This window comes from Fibrobacter succinogenes subsp. succinogenes S85, from assembly GCF_000146505.1.
Taxonomy (GTDB): Bacteria; Fibrobacterota; Fibrobacteria; order Fibrobacterales; family Fibrobacteraceae; genus Fibrobacter; species Fibrobacter succinogenes.
The window spans coordinates 3,683,396-3,701,261 of the sequence record NC_017448.1 but is presented as its reverse complement, the minus strand read 5'-3'; the positions used below and the strand labels follow the sequence as shown (position 1 = coordinate 3,701,261).

Here is a 17,866-nt window from a genome sequence, read left to right as displayed (position 1 = left end):
GATGACTTAGGAGTTTACGATGAAAAAGTTTTTATTGACAGCACTTTGCGCAGCAACATCAACTTTTGCAGGGCCGTTTATCACATGGAACGGTGCAGACGAAAACGCTTACAATATCTGCCGAGTTGAAACCGGGCTTCTCAACGAAACAGAAATGAGCGGATTCTGGTTCACCTATGAAGATGACGGTGAGGGAGGCGCGTCCAAAGTCTATTGGGATGTCGATCCATGCCGAGATTGTTCAATATACTGGCTTGAACCCATCATCGATGATTGCAAAGGGATGTGCGGGACAGCTATTCTCAACAAATGGAATTCACCCCATACAGCATTTACGGGTATAGGTTTCAATGTCGTCGGACAACTTTCAGAAAAAGATTGGACACTAGTCACAGGCGACGCCTCCTCTTGGGGCGGACTCTGCGTGACCTACACATCGGATACGGACATAGCTCTAGAACTCGGCCTTGGCGAAGTTACCGATTCCACAATCAATTACGCAAATCCGGCAGTCAATCTCCCCGCCTCCAAGACTAGCAATAGAATGGTTTTCAGCTGGTCCGATTTTAAGCAACCTTCGTCGTACAACGGAGCCGTCAAATTCGACGGTGAAACCGCAGCAAAGCAACTCGCTACGGTCAGGTTCAAGATACAAGCAGAAGACGGCGATTACCGTTTTAACATTTGCGCGGTCGGCCCCAAAGACGGCACATGCCCAGAAAAATGCGGAATGCCAAGTGCAGGGATTCAAATTGCTCGCGGGACTTCCGCAGTCAGCGCAATTTTGAACGGGCGCACGCTTGGATTCACGGGAATCAAGTCCTCCGCAACAGCTGAAGTGATGAATTCTCTTGGACAAGTCGTGATGAAGGGCGCCATTAACAACGCCACGAATAACGCCACAACGATTAGCCTTGCATCGCTTAAAGCGGGAATTTATATGGTGCGCGTGAGCGGGAAAAACGTCAATTTTGCAAAGAAGATTGTACTGAGGTAAAGCTATACGAGATGGAGATTCCCGGTCATTCCCGTCAAGCGAGGACAGGCGCCGGGAATGACATGCAAGGGTATCAAGCGAGAGGTCACTTGTGAACTCGCATTTGATACCCGCAGCAGTCAAGCCACGAAGTGGAATGACATGAAAGGTTAGACAGTCCGGGGTGACTCAGGAGGCTACGATGAAAAAGTTTACGTTAACAGCACTTTGCGTAGTAACATCAACTTTCGCAGGCACATTTGAAACATGGAACGGAGCCGACGGAGTCCCCGCTGTAGAAACCGGACTAGGCAACGAAACCAATACTTACGGAATATGGTACGATTTTAATGATTCCTTCAATGGCGGTGAATCAAAAATCGTTTATCCAGTTCAACCATGTCACGAATATTATTCATGCGAACCTCACTATATGGATGCGGTTATTGAGCATTGTGAAGGAGTATGCGGGACAGCCACTCTCTATAGCGGCACATCAACTCAAAAACCGTTCTCCGGCATGGGATTCAACATCGTCGGGGAAGCATCCCCCACGGACAACACGATAGTCGCAGGAGACGCCTCCGCCTGGGAAGGACTCTGCGTGACCTACACATCGGATACAGACATATCTCTGGAACTTGGCCTTGGTGATGCCACCGATTCAACGATAAATTACGCAAACCCAGCAGTAACCCTCCCCGCCACCAAAACGGACAAGAGGGTTGTTGTATCTTGGTCCGACTTTAAGCAACCATCATGGTACGATGGCTCTGTCAAATTTGACGGAGAAACAGCAGCAAAGCAACTTGTCGGAATTCATTTTAAAATTCAGGCAGAACCAGGTGATTACGAATTCAGAATTTGCGCCGTCGGGCCTAAAGATGGAACATGCCCAGAAAAATGCGGAATCCCCACACCACCGGACGATATCAAGGTCACTCGTAGAACATCCACAGTCAGCGCTGTTTTGAACGGGCGCACGCTCGGATTCACGGGAATCAAGTCCACAGCAACTACCGAGGTTTTGAATTCCCTTGGACAAGTCGTGATGAAGGGCGCCATTAACAACGCAACAAATAACGCCGCAACGCTTAGCCTTGCCTCGCTCAATGCGGGAATTTACATGGTGCGTGTGAGCGGGAAAAACGTGAATTTCGCAAAGAAGATTGTATTAAAATAATTCAACAATTTTCTATATAGCACATAACGTATCATAAACAGACTTTGTTATACATATGATACGTATCATAAGAATACAATTCGTAATAAATTCATATTTTTTCATTTTATCTGATATTTCCTCAGAACATTTATACAAAACGAGTATATCTTATTTATAGTTCCACTTTTGGACTAGGGAGGAAACATCATGAAACACGCAATCACGCTGGCAACAGCCATTTTTGCTGTATCCGCAGCATACGCCGGAACATTTCAAACATGGAACGGCGAAGATGGAATATCACAGGTCAATACCGGACTTGACAACGGTTCCGAAACTTCAGGTTATTGGTTCAGTTATGCCGATGATGGAGACGGAGGACAATCAAAAGTTGAATGGCCTGCAGATATACAAACCGAAACCGGGGTGTCGCTAGACGCAGTTATCGATACTTGCAAAGGCGTCTGTGGTACCGCCACGCTATCTAAGGGTACATTAAAATACAACCCCTTTGTAGGCATCGGTTTTAACATTGTCGGAGAAGGTCTTGACGGAGACCCCGAAGCTGGAGACGCGACGGCTTGGGGCGGGCTCTGCATCACATACACATCAGACATTGCAGCCGATCTCGAGCTTGGTCTCGGAGCTTACGATGCCACCATTGAATACGCAAACCCGGTATTCAAGCTAGCTAAAGCTAGCACAACCCCTGTAACCAAGGCCGTTCCCTGGGCTAAATTTGCACAGCCCAGTTGGTATACCGGCGCTACAAAAATTTCCGGTACAGAAGCCGCGAAGCAACTGGTTGCAGTAAAATTCAAGCTTCAAGCAACTAATGGTGACTACAAGTTCAACATCAAAAAAATCGGGCCATATACAGACTGCAATCCTGAAGGAAGCAATGCCATCAAGGCTATTCGCGGAGAGTCTTTAGCCAAGGCAATTCTTGCCGGCCGCACTCTCAGCTTTACAGGAATCAAATCCGCAGCGACAGTCGATATCGTCAACACCCAAGGCCAAACGGTCGTCAGGGGGACAATCGATATCACAACAGCTTCGCTCAACCTCGCTTCACTCGATGCAGGAGTCTACATGATTCACGTCAACGGGAAAAACGTCAATTTCGCAAAGAAGATTATATTGAAGTAAAACAATACATGATAGCAGCCCCATAATAGCGTCTGGGGTAAAAGAAAACGCCCACGGGTTTCACCCGTGGGCTGTTTTCGTTAATGAGCATCCACGCACTGTTCTCCCGTGAGCAAAAAGCGCTCGGTATTAACCGAGCGCGATTGCGAGAGTGAGCGTCGCTCACATATTTCTATTGAGTCTAGACGCGAACGGTCTTATTACGTGTGTGCGTCAACCCATTCAGCGTTCTTCTTGCAAGCTTCGACAGACTTGTCGAAAGCAGCCTTTTCTTCGGCGCTCATCTTGACTTCGAGAATCTTTTCGACACCGTTTGCACCAACGACAACCGGCACGCCGCAGTAGAGGCCGTTCACGCCGTATTCGCCATTGAGCTTTGCAGCGCAGGAGAACACGCTCTTCTTGTCGAGGAGGTAAGCTTCAGCCATGTGGATTGCAGAGGTAGCCGGGCTGTAGAAAGCAGAACCGCGACCGAGGAGGTTCACGATTTCGCCACCTGCACCAGCGGTACGCTTTGCAAGTTCAGCAAACTTTTCCTTGCTCATGAGCTGAGAAACCGGGATGCCGCCGACAGAGACGCATTCCATGATGGAGACCATCGTGTCGCCGTGGCCGCCCATAACGAGAGCCTTGACGTCTTCGACGGAAACGCCGAGTTCGTCAGCGACGAAGCAAGCGAGACGAGCGGAGTCGAGCACGCCAGCCATACCGATGACCTTGTTGGCCGGGAGGCCAGACTGCTTCTGCATGTTGTAGACCATGGCGTCGAGCGGGTTCGTAATAACGATCACGAATGCATCCGGAGCGTTTTCCTTGATGGCTTCAGCAACAGTCTTGATAACGCCGCAGTTCTTGTCGAGGAGGTCGTCACGGCTCATGCCCGGCATACGCGGGAAACCAGCGGTAACGATAACAACGTCAGCACCCTTAATAGCGGAATAATCAGTAGAACCCTGAAGATCAACGGACGAATTGATGACGGAGCGGCCTTCCATAATGTCAAGAGCCTTACCCTTCGGCATGCCCTGAGTCATCGGGATGTCGATAAGGACGACGTCGCCGAGGTTCTTCTGTGCAAGCACGAGAGCCATTGTACCACCAATTTGACCAGCACCAACGAGTGCAATCTTCTTTCTAGCCATGATTAACCTTCCTTTTAAGGTATTTAAAATTTTACGTACCAAATATAGCAAAAGAAATGTAAAACCGGCAACGTTACAATGTTATTTCTTTGTCATACGAGATGGAGACAACCACATCGTAACCCGTCATTTTTATAGTAACTAGTAACTACTAACTAGTAACTTTTCTATCTTTGCTCGCACTATGAGTATTGCAATTCCTCAACTGCCTAAAGGCACACGTGATTTTTACCCGGAAGCCGAGCGCATCCAGAACTATATTTTTGACACATGGCGCAAAGTCGCCGAAAGCTTCGCCTACGAAGAATACGAAGGCCCGATGTTTGAACATCTGGAACTTTACACCGGAAAATCCGGCGAAGAAATCGTAAGCCAGCTTTATAACTTCAAGGACAAGGGCGACCGCGAAATTGCACTCCGCCCCGAAATGACGCCGACACTCGCCCGCCTCGTGATCCAGAAGGCCCGCGAACTCAAGAAGCCGTTCAAGTGGTTCTCCATGCCGCGCCTGTTCCGTTACGAAAAGGCTCAGAAGGGTCGTCTCCGCGAATTTTTCCAGCTGAACATGGACATCATCGGCACTGAAAGCATCTACGCCGAAGCAGACTTGCTCGCCTCCATCGCCACAATGCTCCGCAAATTCGGCCTCAAGGACTCCGACTTTGCCATTGGCGTTTCGAGCCGCAAGCTCCTCGCCACCTACCTCGAAGAAATTGGCGCCCCGAACCCGGCTCTCGTTTACCCGGTTCTTGACCGTCGCCTGAAAATCGGCCCGGAAGCATTTGCCAAGGCACTTACCGAAGCTGGACTTTCCGAAGCACAGATCAAGCAGCTCGACGATTTCATGAGCTGCAAGTCTATCGAAGAAGTGCGCGCCGCCGTGAAGAGCGAAAACGCAACCGCCGCCCTTAAGGAAATTGAAGACCTCTTTGCTACGCTTGCTGCCGCAGGCTTTAGCGAATGCGTGAACCTCGACCTTTCCATTGTGCGTGGCCTCGCCTACTACACCGGCATCGTGTTCGAAGTCTTTGACAAGGGTAAATCCATGCGCGCTATCGCAGGCGGTGGACGTTATGACAGCCTCACCGAAAAGCTCGGTGGCGACCGCATCCCGGGCGTTGGCTTTGGCATGGGCGACGTCGTGCTCGCCGACCTCCTCCGCGAACGTGGACTTCTGCCGAGCCCGAAGCAGCATGTGGACTTCTACATCGCAAGCTTCACGAACGACATGAAGAAGATTTTCGAAACGGCCCAGGTGTTCCGCGCAAACGGCAACTCTGTTTCTCACCCGCTCGCCACCATGAAGATGGGCAAGCAGCTGGAACAGGCCAACTACCAGGGCGCAAGCATCGTCGTTTATGTCGATGGTGACAAGGCGGCTGCCGGTCAGTTCGAATACAAGGACCTCCGTGACGGCACCATGCACGTGGGCGATGTCGCCGCGATTGTTGAACAGCTGAAAGCTTAACTATGACTCCAGTAAAAGTATTACTCAGCATCATTTCTCTGTTCCTCGTCCTCGGGGTGATGGCGCTTGCCTACCCTGAAGACGGAATCCATATTGGCGATACGACGCTGCGCTACCCGAAACTTTCCCAGGTTTTCGAGAAGGCCGAAACAACGACGGACTCCGCCGGAAACAAGGTGAAAGTTGAACAGGTCGACCCGGAAGACGCCATCCGCCAGATGATGGAAGAAACCAAGGCAAAGCAATTTGCGGCGTATTCGGACTCGCTCAAGTACTACGAGGACTTCTTTAGGGAAGGCCGTACGCGTTTTGACTTGCCGAACAACGACCTCACGTGGTTTGACCGTTTCTTCACGAATCTCCAGAACGCACAGAAGGATTCTAGTGTTGTCCACGTGATCCATTACGGTGACTCGCAGCTCGAAGAAGACCGTATTTCGTCTACAATCCGCGAAGACTTGCAGACTGAATTTGGCGGTAACGGCCCGGGCATGCTCCCCGCCGTGATGCACATCCCGTCGCAGTCAACCTCGCAGTGGAACAACGGCGACTTGCAGCGCTACATCATCTTTGGACCCAAGGAAGAACACGCCACGCACAACCGCTATGGACCTTTGGCCCAGGTGGGTGAACTCAACGGTTCTGCCGTTATCGGCGTCAAGAAGCGCGAAGGCCGCAAGGACATGTTCCCGCACGTCGGTAGCTACTCTACCATCAAGGTTCTCGCCAGCAACAAGGGCAGCCTCAAGCTCCGCCTCACCTACGAACATGACGTGACGGAACAGGTTGGAACAAACGCTGACGGTTCCCCGAAGCTCAAAATCAAGAGCAAGAAAGAAACCGCAGCCGCTCCGGCTGTTGAAAAGTTCACGAAGCTTACCGTTTATACGTGGAAGCTCCCGGATACGACATCGAACATCAAGCTCTACCTGAGCGGTCGCACGGAAATCTATGCTATTTCTGTGGACGGTTCTTACGGTGTCGCTGTGGACAACGTAGCCATGCGCGGTAGCTCGGGTACTGTATTCCACAAGATCGATAGCCAGCTCCTCGCCGAATCTTACAAGGCCATGAACGCAAAGCTCATCATCATGGAATACGGCGGAAACATGGTCCCGAGCATGACGCCGAAGACTCTTGACTGGAGCAAGAAACTCATTACCAGACAAATTCAATCCGTCAAGAAAGCGAATCCGGATGCAGACATTTTGTTCATCGGTCCGGCCGACATGGCAAAACAAATTAACGGAAGATGGCAAACTTATCCGGGTCTTGGCATTACCATCAAGATGTTGCGTGAAGTGGCTCTTGAAAACGGCCTTGCCTACTGGGATATGCACCGCGTGATGGGTGGCGAAGGATCCATGATCAAGTGGGTCAAAAAATCCCCGCCGCTCGGCTTTACGGACCACGTACACTTTACGCGCAAAGGCGCCTCTTACATGGGCGACCTCTTCTGCTCTTCACTCCACATGTACTACGATTACTTCCAGTTCCGCGAAAGGCACCACCTGAACGATTCGAAGCTTAAGGATATCCGCAAGTTCTCGGACCAAAAGCAGGCCAACGCCGACACGACCAAAGTAATCGACTTGAACAAAGAAAAGCTAAATCCTTAAATACCGGAGGGGGTGTTAAGTGAAGAAAAAGCTTGCCGTCATTGCTGCCATTCTTGGCATCGTTAGCATGGGTTCCATGGTTTCTGCAAAGGACATGGAAATCACCCCAGGCTATTATGACGTTGACTTTACGAAATACGATTTTATCGATACGTCCTTGAATACCATCCAGTTCCCGCAAGGTAGCGCTAGTTTCGAGCCATTCTTCAAGAAGCTCGACACGCTCGTTTTCGAGAACAGGGGCAAGGTGCGCATCCTCCACATTGGCGGTTCGCACTTGCAGGCAGACGTCATCTCGGGCCGCATCCGCGAACACCTGGTAAAGGAATATCCGGGCGCTTCGGCAGGTCGCGGTTTCGTATTCCCGTATTCAGCAGCTAGGACAAACACCCCCGCAAGTTACGCTAGCTATTATAAAGGCATCTGGGACAAGAACAAGAACGTCCAGCACGAAATCACTAAACCGCTTGGTCTCCTTGGCATTGCCATCAGCACTCGCGACCCGCGTGCCGAGATCACGCTCCTTTTGGACAAGTACAATACCGAACCGATTTGGGGCGAAACGAGCTTTAGAGTTTTCGGCTATAGCGACAGCAACGACGTTGAACCGGTGCTCCGCATCGATTCCATGGACGTCTTTGGAACGTTCGATGCCTCTAGCCAGAGCTACGTTTTCACGAGCCCGCGTCCGATCGACACGATCCAGATAGCATTCCGCTGGGCAGATACGACCAAGCAAGCCGAAGTTGCCGCCTTCATCACAGACTCGCTCTACAAGGATTCTGTGGCCCGCGCAGACTCGCTCGCCCGCGTCGCCGACTCCTTGCGCATGGATTCGCTCGGCATTACGCCTCCGGCAAGTTCCGCACAGCAAATGGCACAGGCAGTCGCCGCAGACTCGATGTTCCAGGGCGACTGCGAAGACGTTCTTGACACGAACTGCCTGAACCGCGACGAAGACTTGCAAGCAGCACAGGATTCCGTTGCCGCTGATACGGTTCCGCCTCGCCCACACTTTACGCTCACGGGCATTTTGGCAGAGAACAACGCACCCGGCATCACGTACACGAACGTCGGCATCAACGGAGCCAAGGTTTCAAACTACTTTGAGGAAACATGCCCGCTCTTTGAAAAAGAAATGTCCTACTACAAGCCGGACCTCGTGATTTTCGCCATCGGCATTAACGACGCCAATGTGGATGTCTTTAACGACAAGGCATTCCGCGAAGATTACGACATGCTCATCAAGCGCATCCGCAAGGTGAGCCCCAAGACGGCGTTCATTTTCGAGACGAACAACGACTCTTACCGCAAGGTCCGCAAGAAAAAATACGTGCAGCACCCGAACGGTGAAGTCGCACGCAAGGCATTCTTTATGCTTGCCGACAAGCACAAGGCAGGTGTCTGGGACAAGTTTTCCATCATGGGAGGCCTAGGTTCCATGGCCAAGTGGGAAAAGGCTGACCTCGCCAAGAAAGACAAGGTCCACTTCAAGACCGCCGGCTACCAGCTGCTCGGCGACATGTTCTACAAGGCTTTGATGCAGGCCTACTTTGACCACATCGCAAACCTCCCCGCCGAAGCTCCGGTCGTTGCACAGGCAAAACCCGCCCAGGCCAAGACCGCAGCAGCCCCTGCTCCCGCACCGGCACCAAAGACAATCCCTGCAGCATCTAGCACGGCTCCGGCAGCAAACGCCCCAGCAAATGCAAAGGCAGCCGCAACGATCCAGTCTAAGGTTGCCGCCCCCGCACCAACGGCCACACCAGCAAAGACGTCTACTTCGACAAAAACGGAAACAACGGCCAAGGCGGAAACTCCAGCCAAGCAGCCTGCCGAAAAAACGGTTGCTCCTCCGCAAATGCCAAAGCTTGCCGCCGCAGCCCATAAAGACGTTCCAATGCCTGAAGTCGTGAAGCAAACCGCTCAACCTGCGCAGCCCAAGATTCAAGTTCCGCTAAAGCCAATCACTCAAGCAGCGGAAACGCCGAAAGCACCAGCACCTAGCACGACGGACTCCAAATAATTTTCTAATTTACAAGCCCAAAAATCATGCTTGACTATATCATCCCCTACCTGACCCGCACATTCGCGTTTGACCCGAACTCTCCGTTACTCTTCACCCAGTTCTATTTCTGGGGTTTCTTCGCGGTCGTCTTCGCCATCTTCTCGCTAGTCCACAGCAAGCTTTTGCTCCGCAACGCATTCCTGTTTGCGACAAGCTTGTTCTTCTACTACAAGACGAGCGGCAGCTACGTGTGCATCCTCATTTTCTGCGTGATAGCAAACTTCTTCATCGGCAAGTGGATTGAGAAAGCAGAAGAAAAGTGGAAAAAGAAACTTTTGATGATTATAGTCGTGATTATCGACTTGCTGGTGCTCTGCTATTATAAATACTCTTACTTCTTCCTGGACGCACTTTACGACTTTACCGGCATCGAGCTCCACGTTTACAACTTCTTTGCAGCCGCAAGCAACGCAATGTTCAACACGCACTCGCTTGTGGATACGATTATCCTCCCGGTCGGCATTTCGTTCTTCACGTTCCAGGCGATGAGCTACTGCATTGACATTTACCGCGGTAAGATCAAGGCCGTAGACAACATCCTGAACTTCGGCTTTTACCTTTCGTTCTTCCCGCAGCTTGTGGCAGGCCCGATTGTGCGTGCAGACAAGTTCGTACCGCAACTTTACAAGCCGTATTTCCTCCCCCGTCGCGCATTTGGCATGGCTGTGTTCTGGATTTTGAACGGTCTCGCCAAGAAAATCATCTTGAGTGACTACCTCGCCACGAACTTTGTGGACCGCGTTTTCGATACGCCGCTCCTCTTTACCGGCCTCGAAAACTTGATTGCCCTTTTCGCTTATTCGTTACAGGTTTACGCCGACTTCTCGGGTTACACGGACATCGCTATTGGCGTTGCACTTTTGATGGGCTTCCGCCTGCCGCAGAACTTCAACAGCCCGTACAAGGCAAAGAGCCCGACCGAATTCTGGCGCCGTTGGCACATTTCGCTTTCTAGCTGGTGGCGCGATTACTTGTACATTCCTCTTGGCGGTAACAGAAACGCAACCGTCGGCACGTTCTTCTGGATGGGATTCTTGAGCCTTGTGGCCATTCTCCTTTCTGGCAGCATGTGGGTCGGCATCGCTCTTGGCGTGTTCTTCCTCTACATTGCGATTTTCGCCTACTTCAAGCCGGAATCCCGCAAGACGATTACCACGAACATGAACGCTATGGCAACGCAGATTGTCGGCGGTTGGTGGCATGGCGCTAGCTGGAACTTCATCATCTGGGGCGGTTTGAACGGCTTTGGCCAGGTGTTCAACAAGCTCTGGGTCAAGCGCAGCGCAACCGTCCGCGCCTCGATTGCACTTGGATTCTTTGCACTGAGCGCGATTCTCTATAAGCACTACACGATTCCTATATGCGCGATTACCGCCGTGTGGTTCGGCGTACTTTTCGTAGGCATCTACTCCACTATCATCTATCATTTGTTCTGCAAGAAGGAGCTTCCGTGGCTCACGACCGCATGGAATGTGACGCTCACGTTTGTGTTCATCACGTTCACGCGTCTCTTCTTCCGCGCAGGTTCGAACCTTGACCCGGCAGAAGCAAACGAAGTCGCCTGGAACACGGCAAAGAACATGGTCCACCAGATGGGTACCGCCTGGCGCTGGGATACGATCCTCCCGATTGCATGGGAACATATCAATATTATCCTCGTGTTCATCGCAGGTATGCTTATCCACTGGATTCCGAAGCGCGTGAAGTCCCGCTATCGCATCACGTTTGCATCGCTCCCGATTCCGGGAATGGTGGCGGCGACGGCGTTCATCATCTTCGTGATTTACCAGTTCATGAGCGCAGATTCTTGCCCGTTTATTTACTTCCAATTCTAGTTTAGACGAAAGACGAAAGACGAAAGACGAAAGGGGCGTGCAAAGCACGCCTTTTTTATTTGGGGCGATGAGGGCGCTGCGTGCCTCTCGGATCGCTTCGCTTTGGGCGGGTGTAAGTGGTTAGTGGTTGGTGGTTAGTAAGCAGTAATTTATAGGTTTTCTGGTATGGGCTCGGCACTGCGTGCCTCTCGGACCGCTTCGCTTTGGGCAATGAAGTCGGGGCATGCTTGACTTTGTTAAAAATTAACTTATATTTATTTTTATGAATATAAGATTACGCAAATTATTGGGGAAATTGTTCCTTTCGGGGGCTTCGTTCTTTTGGGCTAGCTGCGATTCGGCTACGTCAGCGGAAAAGCCTTCTGCATTTATTGACATTGACCAAGAACTCGCCAAAATAACACCAACGGACACAACCGGGCTCAGAGGGAAATGCATTCCCGAATATCAATATTGCGAAACGACAAAAGGCTGGAGCAGCTATTATTCCGCACAAGCTCACGCGGCATCTATCGCCATTGAAAAGCTTGATGAACAGCACAAGGATGAGCCAGACTACTGGTACGGCTACAACAGTTGTTACAGGGATATTTTAGGCTCTTTAGGGAATGCGCCTGTATATGGAGTTCCGGAATGCCCCTCAGACCTGACGCCTTGCGAAATGGACAGCACCTCCATCTACAGCATTTATAAAGGAGTCCGCATCGACGACGCATACATCGAGGCTCTCCAACGAAAAGAAAAAAACTATTACGAAACCGTTAAAAGCACTCTTGAAGAAATCAATGAGGGCATGGAAAAATGCGGTGTGCAATAACGACATTTTGACCATTTTTACAGAAATTTGCACATTCAAAATTTTTCACAAGTTTACTCAAATTTACATTAATGTTACGCAAAGTTTTCTTGTTAATATCTCGTGAAAAAATGTTCTAAACATAGTGACAAAAATCCAAAAATTGAGTATTTTTGAGCCCATATATATAGAACACGTATCCTTTATGAAGATTAAAACAATACTTATTGCAGGAGTCCTGCCGCTCGCCCTTTTCGCAAAAGACGACGCTCTCACAGGAAAAATTGTTCCTCGCCTCGTTGATTCCAGAAGTACGGAATTGGACCAAACCATTGACGGGATTGACAACTTCGCCCCCGAAGCAGAAGCTCCGACTGTCGGAAAATTCTTCATCAACGAAAGCAACTTTACTCAGAAAAAGTCCAAGTCTCGCAAGGCAAAGGCCACGACCAAGCCGAAGACAGAAACAGTCGCACAGGACTTGACTCACGCTTCTACCACGAACGATCTCGGTACCGAAGAAGGCATCAACAGCGATAGCCTCGACACCGAAGAAGCCGTCCGCGAATACGCCGAAGCCGATGCCGACATCAAGGCCACGACGGACTCCGCCTCTACCGGCGCTCCGGCCAAGTTGTTCGTCCTCGACATGACGACGTCCATCATCCCGACAGAAAGCCGCCGCATCGCAGGCCACTACGGTCCGCGCAAGCACCGCATGCATCGCGGTGTGGACCTCGGTCTCTGCCACGGTGAAGACCGCACGATTGTCGCCGCATTCGCAGGCAAGGTCGTCAAGGTCCGCAACCAGGGCCGTCGCAAGGGTTATGGCCGCTACGTGATTTTGGACCACGGCAATGGCCTCACCACGCTTTACGCCCACCTCGAACGCTGGAAGGTCAAGGTCGGCGACGAACTCCAGGCCGGCGATACGATTGGCGTTGGAGGCAACTCGGGCCGCTCGTTCGGCGCCCACTTGCACTTTGAAAAGCGCTACAACGGCGTGTACATCAACCCGGAAACAGTCTACGACTTTGCCGAAGGCACGTTCAGGGACATTTCAGTCACGCTCGATACAGACAAGCTACAGGAAATCGAAGCCGCCTACCAGAAGGAAATCGGCAAGAGCAAGTTTTACAAGGTCCGCCGCGGCGATTGCCTTGGCAAGATTGCCCACAAGTATGGCACATCTGTCGAACACATCAAGCGCCTGAACAACCTCAAGTCCGAAAAAATCCGCCCGGGACAAGTGCTGCGCTGCTCGTAAGGCTGTGGTTAGTGGTTAGTAGACAGTAGGAAGCTAATTTTAGTTGGAAGGTCGCGCGGGATTGCGCGACTTTTTTCAACAACGCCGCCGAGGGACAACCGCGTGCCGAGTGTTACTCTTTAGCAATCTTGTCGTACGCTTGGATAAGCTCGCGGTCCATGTCACGGCGATGCGCGGGAGACGCAAACTTGTTGAGCACCTGGCTCTTGTAAATCGTCCAGTTGCGCGAGAACGCGATATGCATGACCGAAGCAATCAGAAGCCCCGGCAACAAGCTGTAGCTCCCCGTCATTTCGCAGACCATCACGACGCCCGCAATCGGAGCTTTTGCAGCCCCCGCAAAGAACGAAGCCATCCCCACGAGAATGAACATCTCGGGCATGCGGATAACTCCCGGGAACGCCAGTTCGCATATTCCTGCAAACATAGCGCCAATAACCCCACCAATAAATAGCGATGGTCCAAAGACACCCCCGGAACCGCCCGACCCGACCGTGAGCGCAGTCGCCACGATTTTCGCAAGCACGATACCGAGCAAGAGCAGCACGCCCCACATTGAATGCGGCACCAGTCCCGCCATTAAGTTATCAATAAAATCAAAGCCGCCACCCGAAACTTCCGGGTATGCAAGAACCAACAGCGAAATGAACGCACCGCCCAAAGCAGGCTTGAGCCAAACAGGAACCGCCCACTTGCTGAAACGACGCTCCGACTCGTAGTAAAAACGCACGTACAGGTAAGAGAACGGGAAACAGAGCACGCCGAGAAGCGCGCATGCCAAAAGTTCCACACCCCCCGTAAACGGGAACGCCGGCACGCCACCAATCAAAGGCGCAGTCCCCACAAACGCCACGTAAACCGCAAACGACACCACCGAGGATACAATCGAAGTTGCAAAAGCGTTCGACTCAAAGTCCTCGCGGTAAAGCATCTCGACCGATGTAAGCGCCCCCGCAAGCGGAGCCTTGAAAATCGCGCCAAGCCCAGCCGCCGTACCCGCCAGCAAGAACTGCCCACGCATCATGCGCGGCATCTTGAAGAACTTACAAATCGTCGACGCAATGCCAGAGCCAATCTGCGAAATAGGCCCCTCGTAACCCGCCGAGCCGCCCGTCGCAAGCGTGATAATGCTCGCAAAGAACTTGACCGGCGCCACACGCGCACGAACATTCCCGCCCTGGTGATGGAAAGAATAAATCATCTTGTCGGTCCCCTGCCCCGCCGTCTCCGGCGCACGAGCCACCTTGTGGATGAAAAGCCCGACAACAAGCCCGCCAATCGCAGGCACCGCAGCAAAAGCGTACCACGGCAAAATACCAAGCGTCCACGGCATGCGAACCCAATCCACAGCGCGCTCAAGCCCCCAATGGAAAGCGACAGCGACAAGCCCCGTCACAAAACCGATTACCGCAGCAAGCCCAAGCTTCGGCAAGTAACCATTCACCACTAGAAGTTTCGCAATCGTCCGATGAATACGCTTCACGCGCCGCAAGATAGAAATTTTAGGGTTCCCTTCACACTCATTTTTTATATATTTCCAATCCAAAAAAGCGAAATAGCAAAAAATTATGCGACTCGAAGTACATCCAGAAAATCCGCAGCCTCGCATCGTGAAGCAGGCCGCTGAAATCCTCGAAGACGACGGACTCGTCCTCTACCCCACAGAATCTGGCTACGCCATCGGCTGCAACGCCGAATCCTCCAAGGCCATCCACAAACTTTACGCCCTCAAGAAGCCCATGAAAAAATTCTTCATGGCGCTCATCGTCCCGGACATCCGTTTTGCCACCGGCTACGCCCACGTGAGCAATTTTGCGTTCAACATCATCAAGCAGCGCGTACCAGGCCCGTACACGTTCATTTTGCCCGCCGATCCTCACATTGCGCGCAAGCTCGACGTGAAGCGCCCGGAAATCGGCATCCGCATCCCGACGCACCCGTTTTTCAAGGAACTCTTCCAGCACTTCGACAAGCCCATCCTCAGCACGGCAGCCAAGCTCAGCGAAGAGGACATGTTCGAAACCGACGACATCTGGAAAACGTTCCAACATTCCGTGGACATGATGGTCGACTGCGGCAACATAGAAATCAACCCGACAAACGTCGTGAGCCTCGTTGGCGACTGCGTAGAAGTCATCCGCGGAGAACTGGTTTAAAAAATCGCAAGGGAGATGCCCGCTCTGTGGCGGGCATGACAAGACATTAGAAAAGGGCCGCGAGATGCGGCCCTTTTGCTATACCCGGTTCGCGAGTCGAACGCGAGTTTAATCCTTAGGAGGGACTCGTTCTATCCATCTGAACTAACCAGGCGAGTAAGCGCAGACGAATATAGTAAATATTCGGGAAGTTATCAAGCGGATAGACCTATTTTAAGACCTACCCCTTTTTATCCTCCGCTTTATCTTTTCTTCCGACATTTACGCTACCATCATCCTTCTTCAGCAGTTCATCAAACATCAGACCACTATTTGCCTGATATTCGCTGATGATTTTACGATTACCAATCCAGTTAAAGGTGGCTCCCATAAACCATCTAGTACGCTGAGGAGTCTTGGTGACTTTGATGCCATAACCGCCAATTTGATCTTCATTTATGTAGAACGGCTTTACCTTTTTACCATCACGTTCAACGGCCAAAAGATTTGTCGATGGACGAACAGACTTATACCCATCATTATCCTTATCATCAGCACACTTGTAATAAATCGGCATTCTGCCTCGGCGGAATATAATATCACGTCCATTTTCTAGCTGTTCAGGAATGAACGGAATCCAGTTCAGCGGGACTCTATTCTGAATCAACAGAGAATATTTAGCGTCGACAACTGTAGCATTCTTATCATCCTTGCGTTGTTTATCAACTTCTTTAAAAACTGCATCAGACAAAGTTTGGCCATCCATAAAGCCACCACAACCATCATTAATCTTTGTTTCAACGCCCCAAAGCATATTGGCCATTTCATCGCGTAAGAACTGCACTTCTTCAATAGGAGCACCTTCTTCACAACGAAGAACTGTCGGCGGGAAAAGTAATCCCTTACAACAGGAGAAATCACTTTCACCATAAGCATCCGAGCGGCTAGAACCAAATAGGCACCAGCGATTTGTCAGGCCAACGGAAGCCGCATTTCCATCAACAGCCTCTGCGTTTTTATTGATCTTAAAAGTTTCATTAAAAGTATTCTTAACTTCGATATACTCAACGTCAAGAACCGTACCAGTTTCAGTTTCTAGCGGAGTAATCATCCAATCATTACTATAAGTGCTAACATACTGCATCACAACAGCGGTTGCAATATATTCTGGAGCGGCCTCTCCATTACCCATAGTGACTTTGCGATTTTCAAACTCCCAAAGCCTTTGTGCCGGAGCTCCAGGAATTTTTGCAGGAGTAGGAACGTACGTTAGATCCTTAGTAATCGATGTACGATTTCGCTTATTTGCATCCGCTTCAGAATCTTCCTTCGCATCAAATGAATACCAAGATAACGTTCCAGATGCATACTGATCCGTTGTATAATCAATATTTCCTTCATGCATGGAAGCTTCATATGCAAGCTTTTGTGAACTCCAATGGTTTTTTCCAGCATTATTTGGCAAGAATTTTTTTTCAAGCCAAGAAATATACTTCTGCTGAACTTCATCAAAGGCTTTCTTTTCATTCGATGGCAAAGAAATTTCTAGACATTTTGAAACCATTCTCAAGTAGACTTTATAACCATCAAAAGAACGTTTTCCATAAAAAGCAATGAATTTTTTCAAAGCCTTATTCTTCTGGGTCTTAAGTCTTTCCAAAGCAAAAGAATCCTTATCAGAATTTGCAGTATTCCAAGGCTCTTCAACAAAATCCGGCAAGGCATATCGTTTTTCGAGCTGGGAAACTACACTTTGAAGGCCAGCTCGAATCAACATTTTCTTCAGATACATCGCACATTCAACGCGAACATACGGAGTTATTTCGTAATTAACTTTTTCAACTTCGTATTCCAAAGGGGTCTTTGGAGAAATATCTTCTTCTTTTTGCCCTGCTTTTAATTCCGGACCCGTAGATTGGTCAGCATCACGAATTTTCTTTTTTACGGCATGAACAGTCACCGATATCGGAGACCCACAGTCATTGCCCTGGAAACGCCCAAACTGCCATTGACGAGTCAACATCCACAAAGGATCAAAGGGCTGCATAGACAAAGCTTTGTTGTAATCCGCATTACGCTTATCGGCTGTTTCTCTAGGATCACTCTGAGTTCTAGGCAAAATTCTAATGGTACCATTCGAACCAATGGATGTTTCTGTAGAAGAAACTTTATCTAAAAAATCACCATTAATAATCTTTGTGAAATAACTGCGATCTGTGCAAAAATCAATAGAATTCATGTTCACC

General features: G+C 50.3%; 13 protein-coding genes and 1 tRNA gene. 10 read left to right on the top strand and 4 right to left on the bottom strand.

Annotated elements, in window-relative coordinates; all coding sequences use genetic code 11:
- Positions 1-19 precede the first annotated feature (19 nt).
- From FSU_RS15145 to FSU_RS15135, 3 genes are all read left to right on the top strand, one after another.
- Complete coding sequence (locus FSU_RS15145) at positions 20-997, top strand: T9SS type A sorting domain-containing protein (protein WP_014547221.1); 978 nt, start codon at positions 20-22, stop codon at positions 995-997.
- A 181-nt stretch (positions 998-1,178) separates the two neighbouring features.
- A complete protein-coding gene (locus tag FSU_RS15140) occupies positions 1,179-2,159 on the top strand; it encodes a T9SS type A sorting domain-containing protein (protein ID WP_014547220.1) in 981 nt (326 codons plus the stop codon).
- 189 nt (positions 2,160-2,348) lie between these two features.
- Positions 2,349-3,290 carry a T9SS type A sorting domain-containing protein gene (locus tag FSU_RS15135; protein ID WP_014547219.1) on the top strand — a complete coding sequence of 314 codons (942 nt, stop codon included), beginning with the start codon at positions 2,349-2,351 and terminating at the stop codon, positions 3,288-3,290.
- 200 nt (positions 3,291-3,490) lie between these two features.
- On the opposite strand, the gene mdh is transcribed toward FSU_RS15135, so the two are convergent.
- Positions 3,491-4,432, bottom strand: a complete 942-nt coding sequence (gene mdh, locus FSU_RS15130) for a malate dehydrogenase (protein ID WP_014547218.1) — start codon at positions 4,430-4,432, stop codon at positions 3,491-3,493.
- A gap of 184 nt (positions 4,433-4,616) precedes the next feature.
- On the opposite strand from mdh, the gene hisS reads away from it, so the two are divergent.
- The 6 genes from hisS to FSU_RS15100 all read left to right on the top strand — a co-directional run bounded on the left by hisS (position 4,617) and on the right by FSU_RS15100 (position 13,485).
- Positions 4,617-5,900 carry a histidine--tRNA ligase gene (gene hisS, locus FSU_RS15125; protein ID WP_014547217.1) on the top strand — a complete coding sequence of 428 codons (1,284 nt, stop codon included), beginning with the start codon at positions 4,617-4,619 and terminating at the stop codon, positions 5,898-5,900.
- Positions 5,901-5,902: 2 nt separating this feature from the next.
- Positions 5,903-7,519: an SGNH/GDSL hydrolase family protein gene (locus tag FSU_RS15120; protein WP_014547216.1), complete on the top strand. Its 1,617-nt coding sequence runs from the start codon at positions 5,903-5,905 to the stop codon at positions 7,517-7,519.
- A 19-nt stretch (positions 7,520-7,538) separates the two neighbouring features.
- Positions 7,539-9,545 (top strand): GDSL-type esterase/lipase family protein, encoded by a 2,007-nt coding sequence (locus tag FSU_RS15115; RefSeq protein ID WP_014547215.1) that lies wholly within the window; start codon positions 7,539-7,541, stop codon positions 9,543-9,545.
- A 26-nt stretch (positions 9,546-9,571) separates the two neighbouring features.
- A complete protein-coding gene (locus FSU_RS15110) occupies positions 9,572-11,422 on the top strand; it encodes an MBOAT family O-acyltransferase (protein WP_014547214.1) in 1,851 nt (616 codons plus the stop codon).
- Between the two features lie 262 nt (positions 11,423-11,684).
- Entirely contained in the window at positions 11,685-12,239 is a 555-nt protein-coding gene (locus FSU_RS15105; RefSeq protein ID WP_014547213.1) for a hypothetical protein, read from the top strand.
- Between the two features lie 184 nt (positions 12,240-12,423).
- Positions 12,424-13,485 (top strand): M23 family metallopeptidase, encoded by a 1,062-nt coding sequence (locus FSU_RS15100; RefSeq protein ID WP_015732357.1) that lies wholly within the window; start codon positions 12,424-12,426, stop codon positions 13,483-13,485.
- Between the two features lie 112 nt (positions 13,486-13,597).
- On the opposite strand, the gene FSU_RS15095 is transcribed toward FSU_RS15100, so the two are convergent.
- Positions 13,598-14,968: a chloride channel protein gene (locus FSU_RS15095; protein ID WP_014547211.1), complete on the bottom strand. Its 1,371-nt coding sequence runs from the start codon at positions 14,966-14,968 to the stop codon at positions 13,598-13,600.
- Between the two features lie 85 nt (positions 14,969-15,053).
- On the opposite strand from FSU_RS15095, the gene FSU_RS15090 reads away from it, so the two are divergent.
- Positions 15,054-15,641 (top strand): L-threonylcarbamoyladenylate synthase, encoded by a 588-nt coding sequence (locus FSU_RS15090; RefSeq protein WP_014547210.1) that lies wholly within the window; start codon positions 15,054-15,056, stop codon positions 15,639-15,641.
- An 81-nt stretch (positions 15,642-15,722) separates the two neighbouring features.
- On the opposite strand, the gene FSU_RS15085 is transcribed toward FSU_RS15090, so the two are convergent.
- Together FSU_RS15085 and FSU_RS15080 are read right to left on the bottom strand one after the other, a co-directional pair.
- Positions 15,723-15,795, bottom strand: a tRNA-Arg gene (locus FSU_RS15085).
- 66 nt (positions 15,796-15,861) lie between these two features.
- Positions 15,862-17,859 carry a hypothetical protein gene (locus tag FSU_RS15080; protein WP_015732356.1) on the bottom strand — a complete coding sequence of 666 codons (1,998 nt, stop codon included), beginning with the start codon at positions 17,857-17,859 and terminating at the stop codon, positions 15,862-15,864.
- Positions 17,860-17,866: the final 7 nt, after the last annotated feature.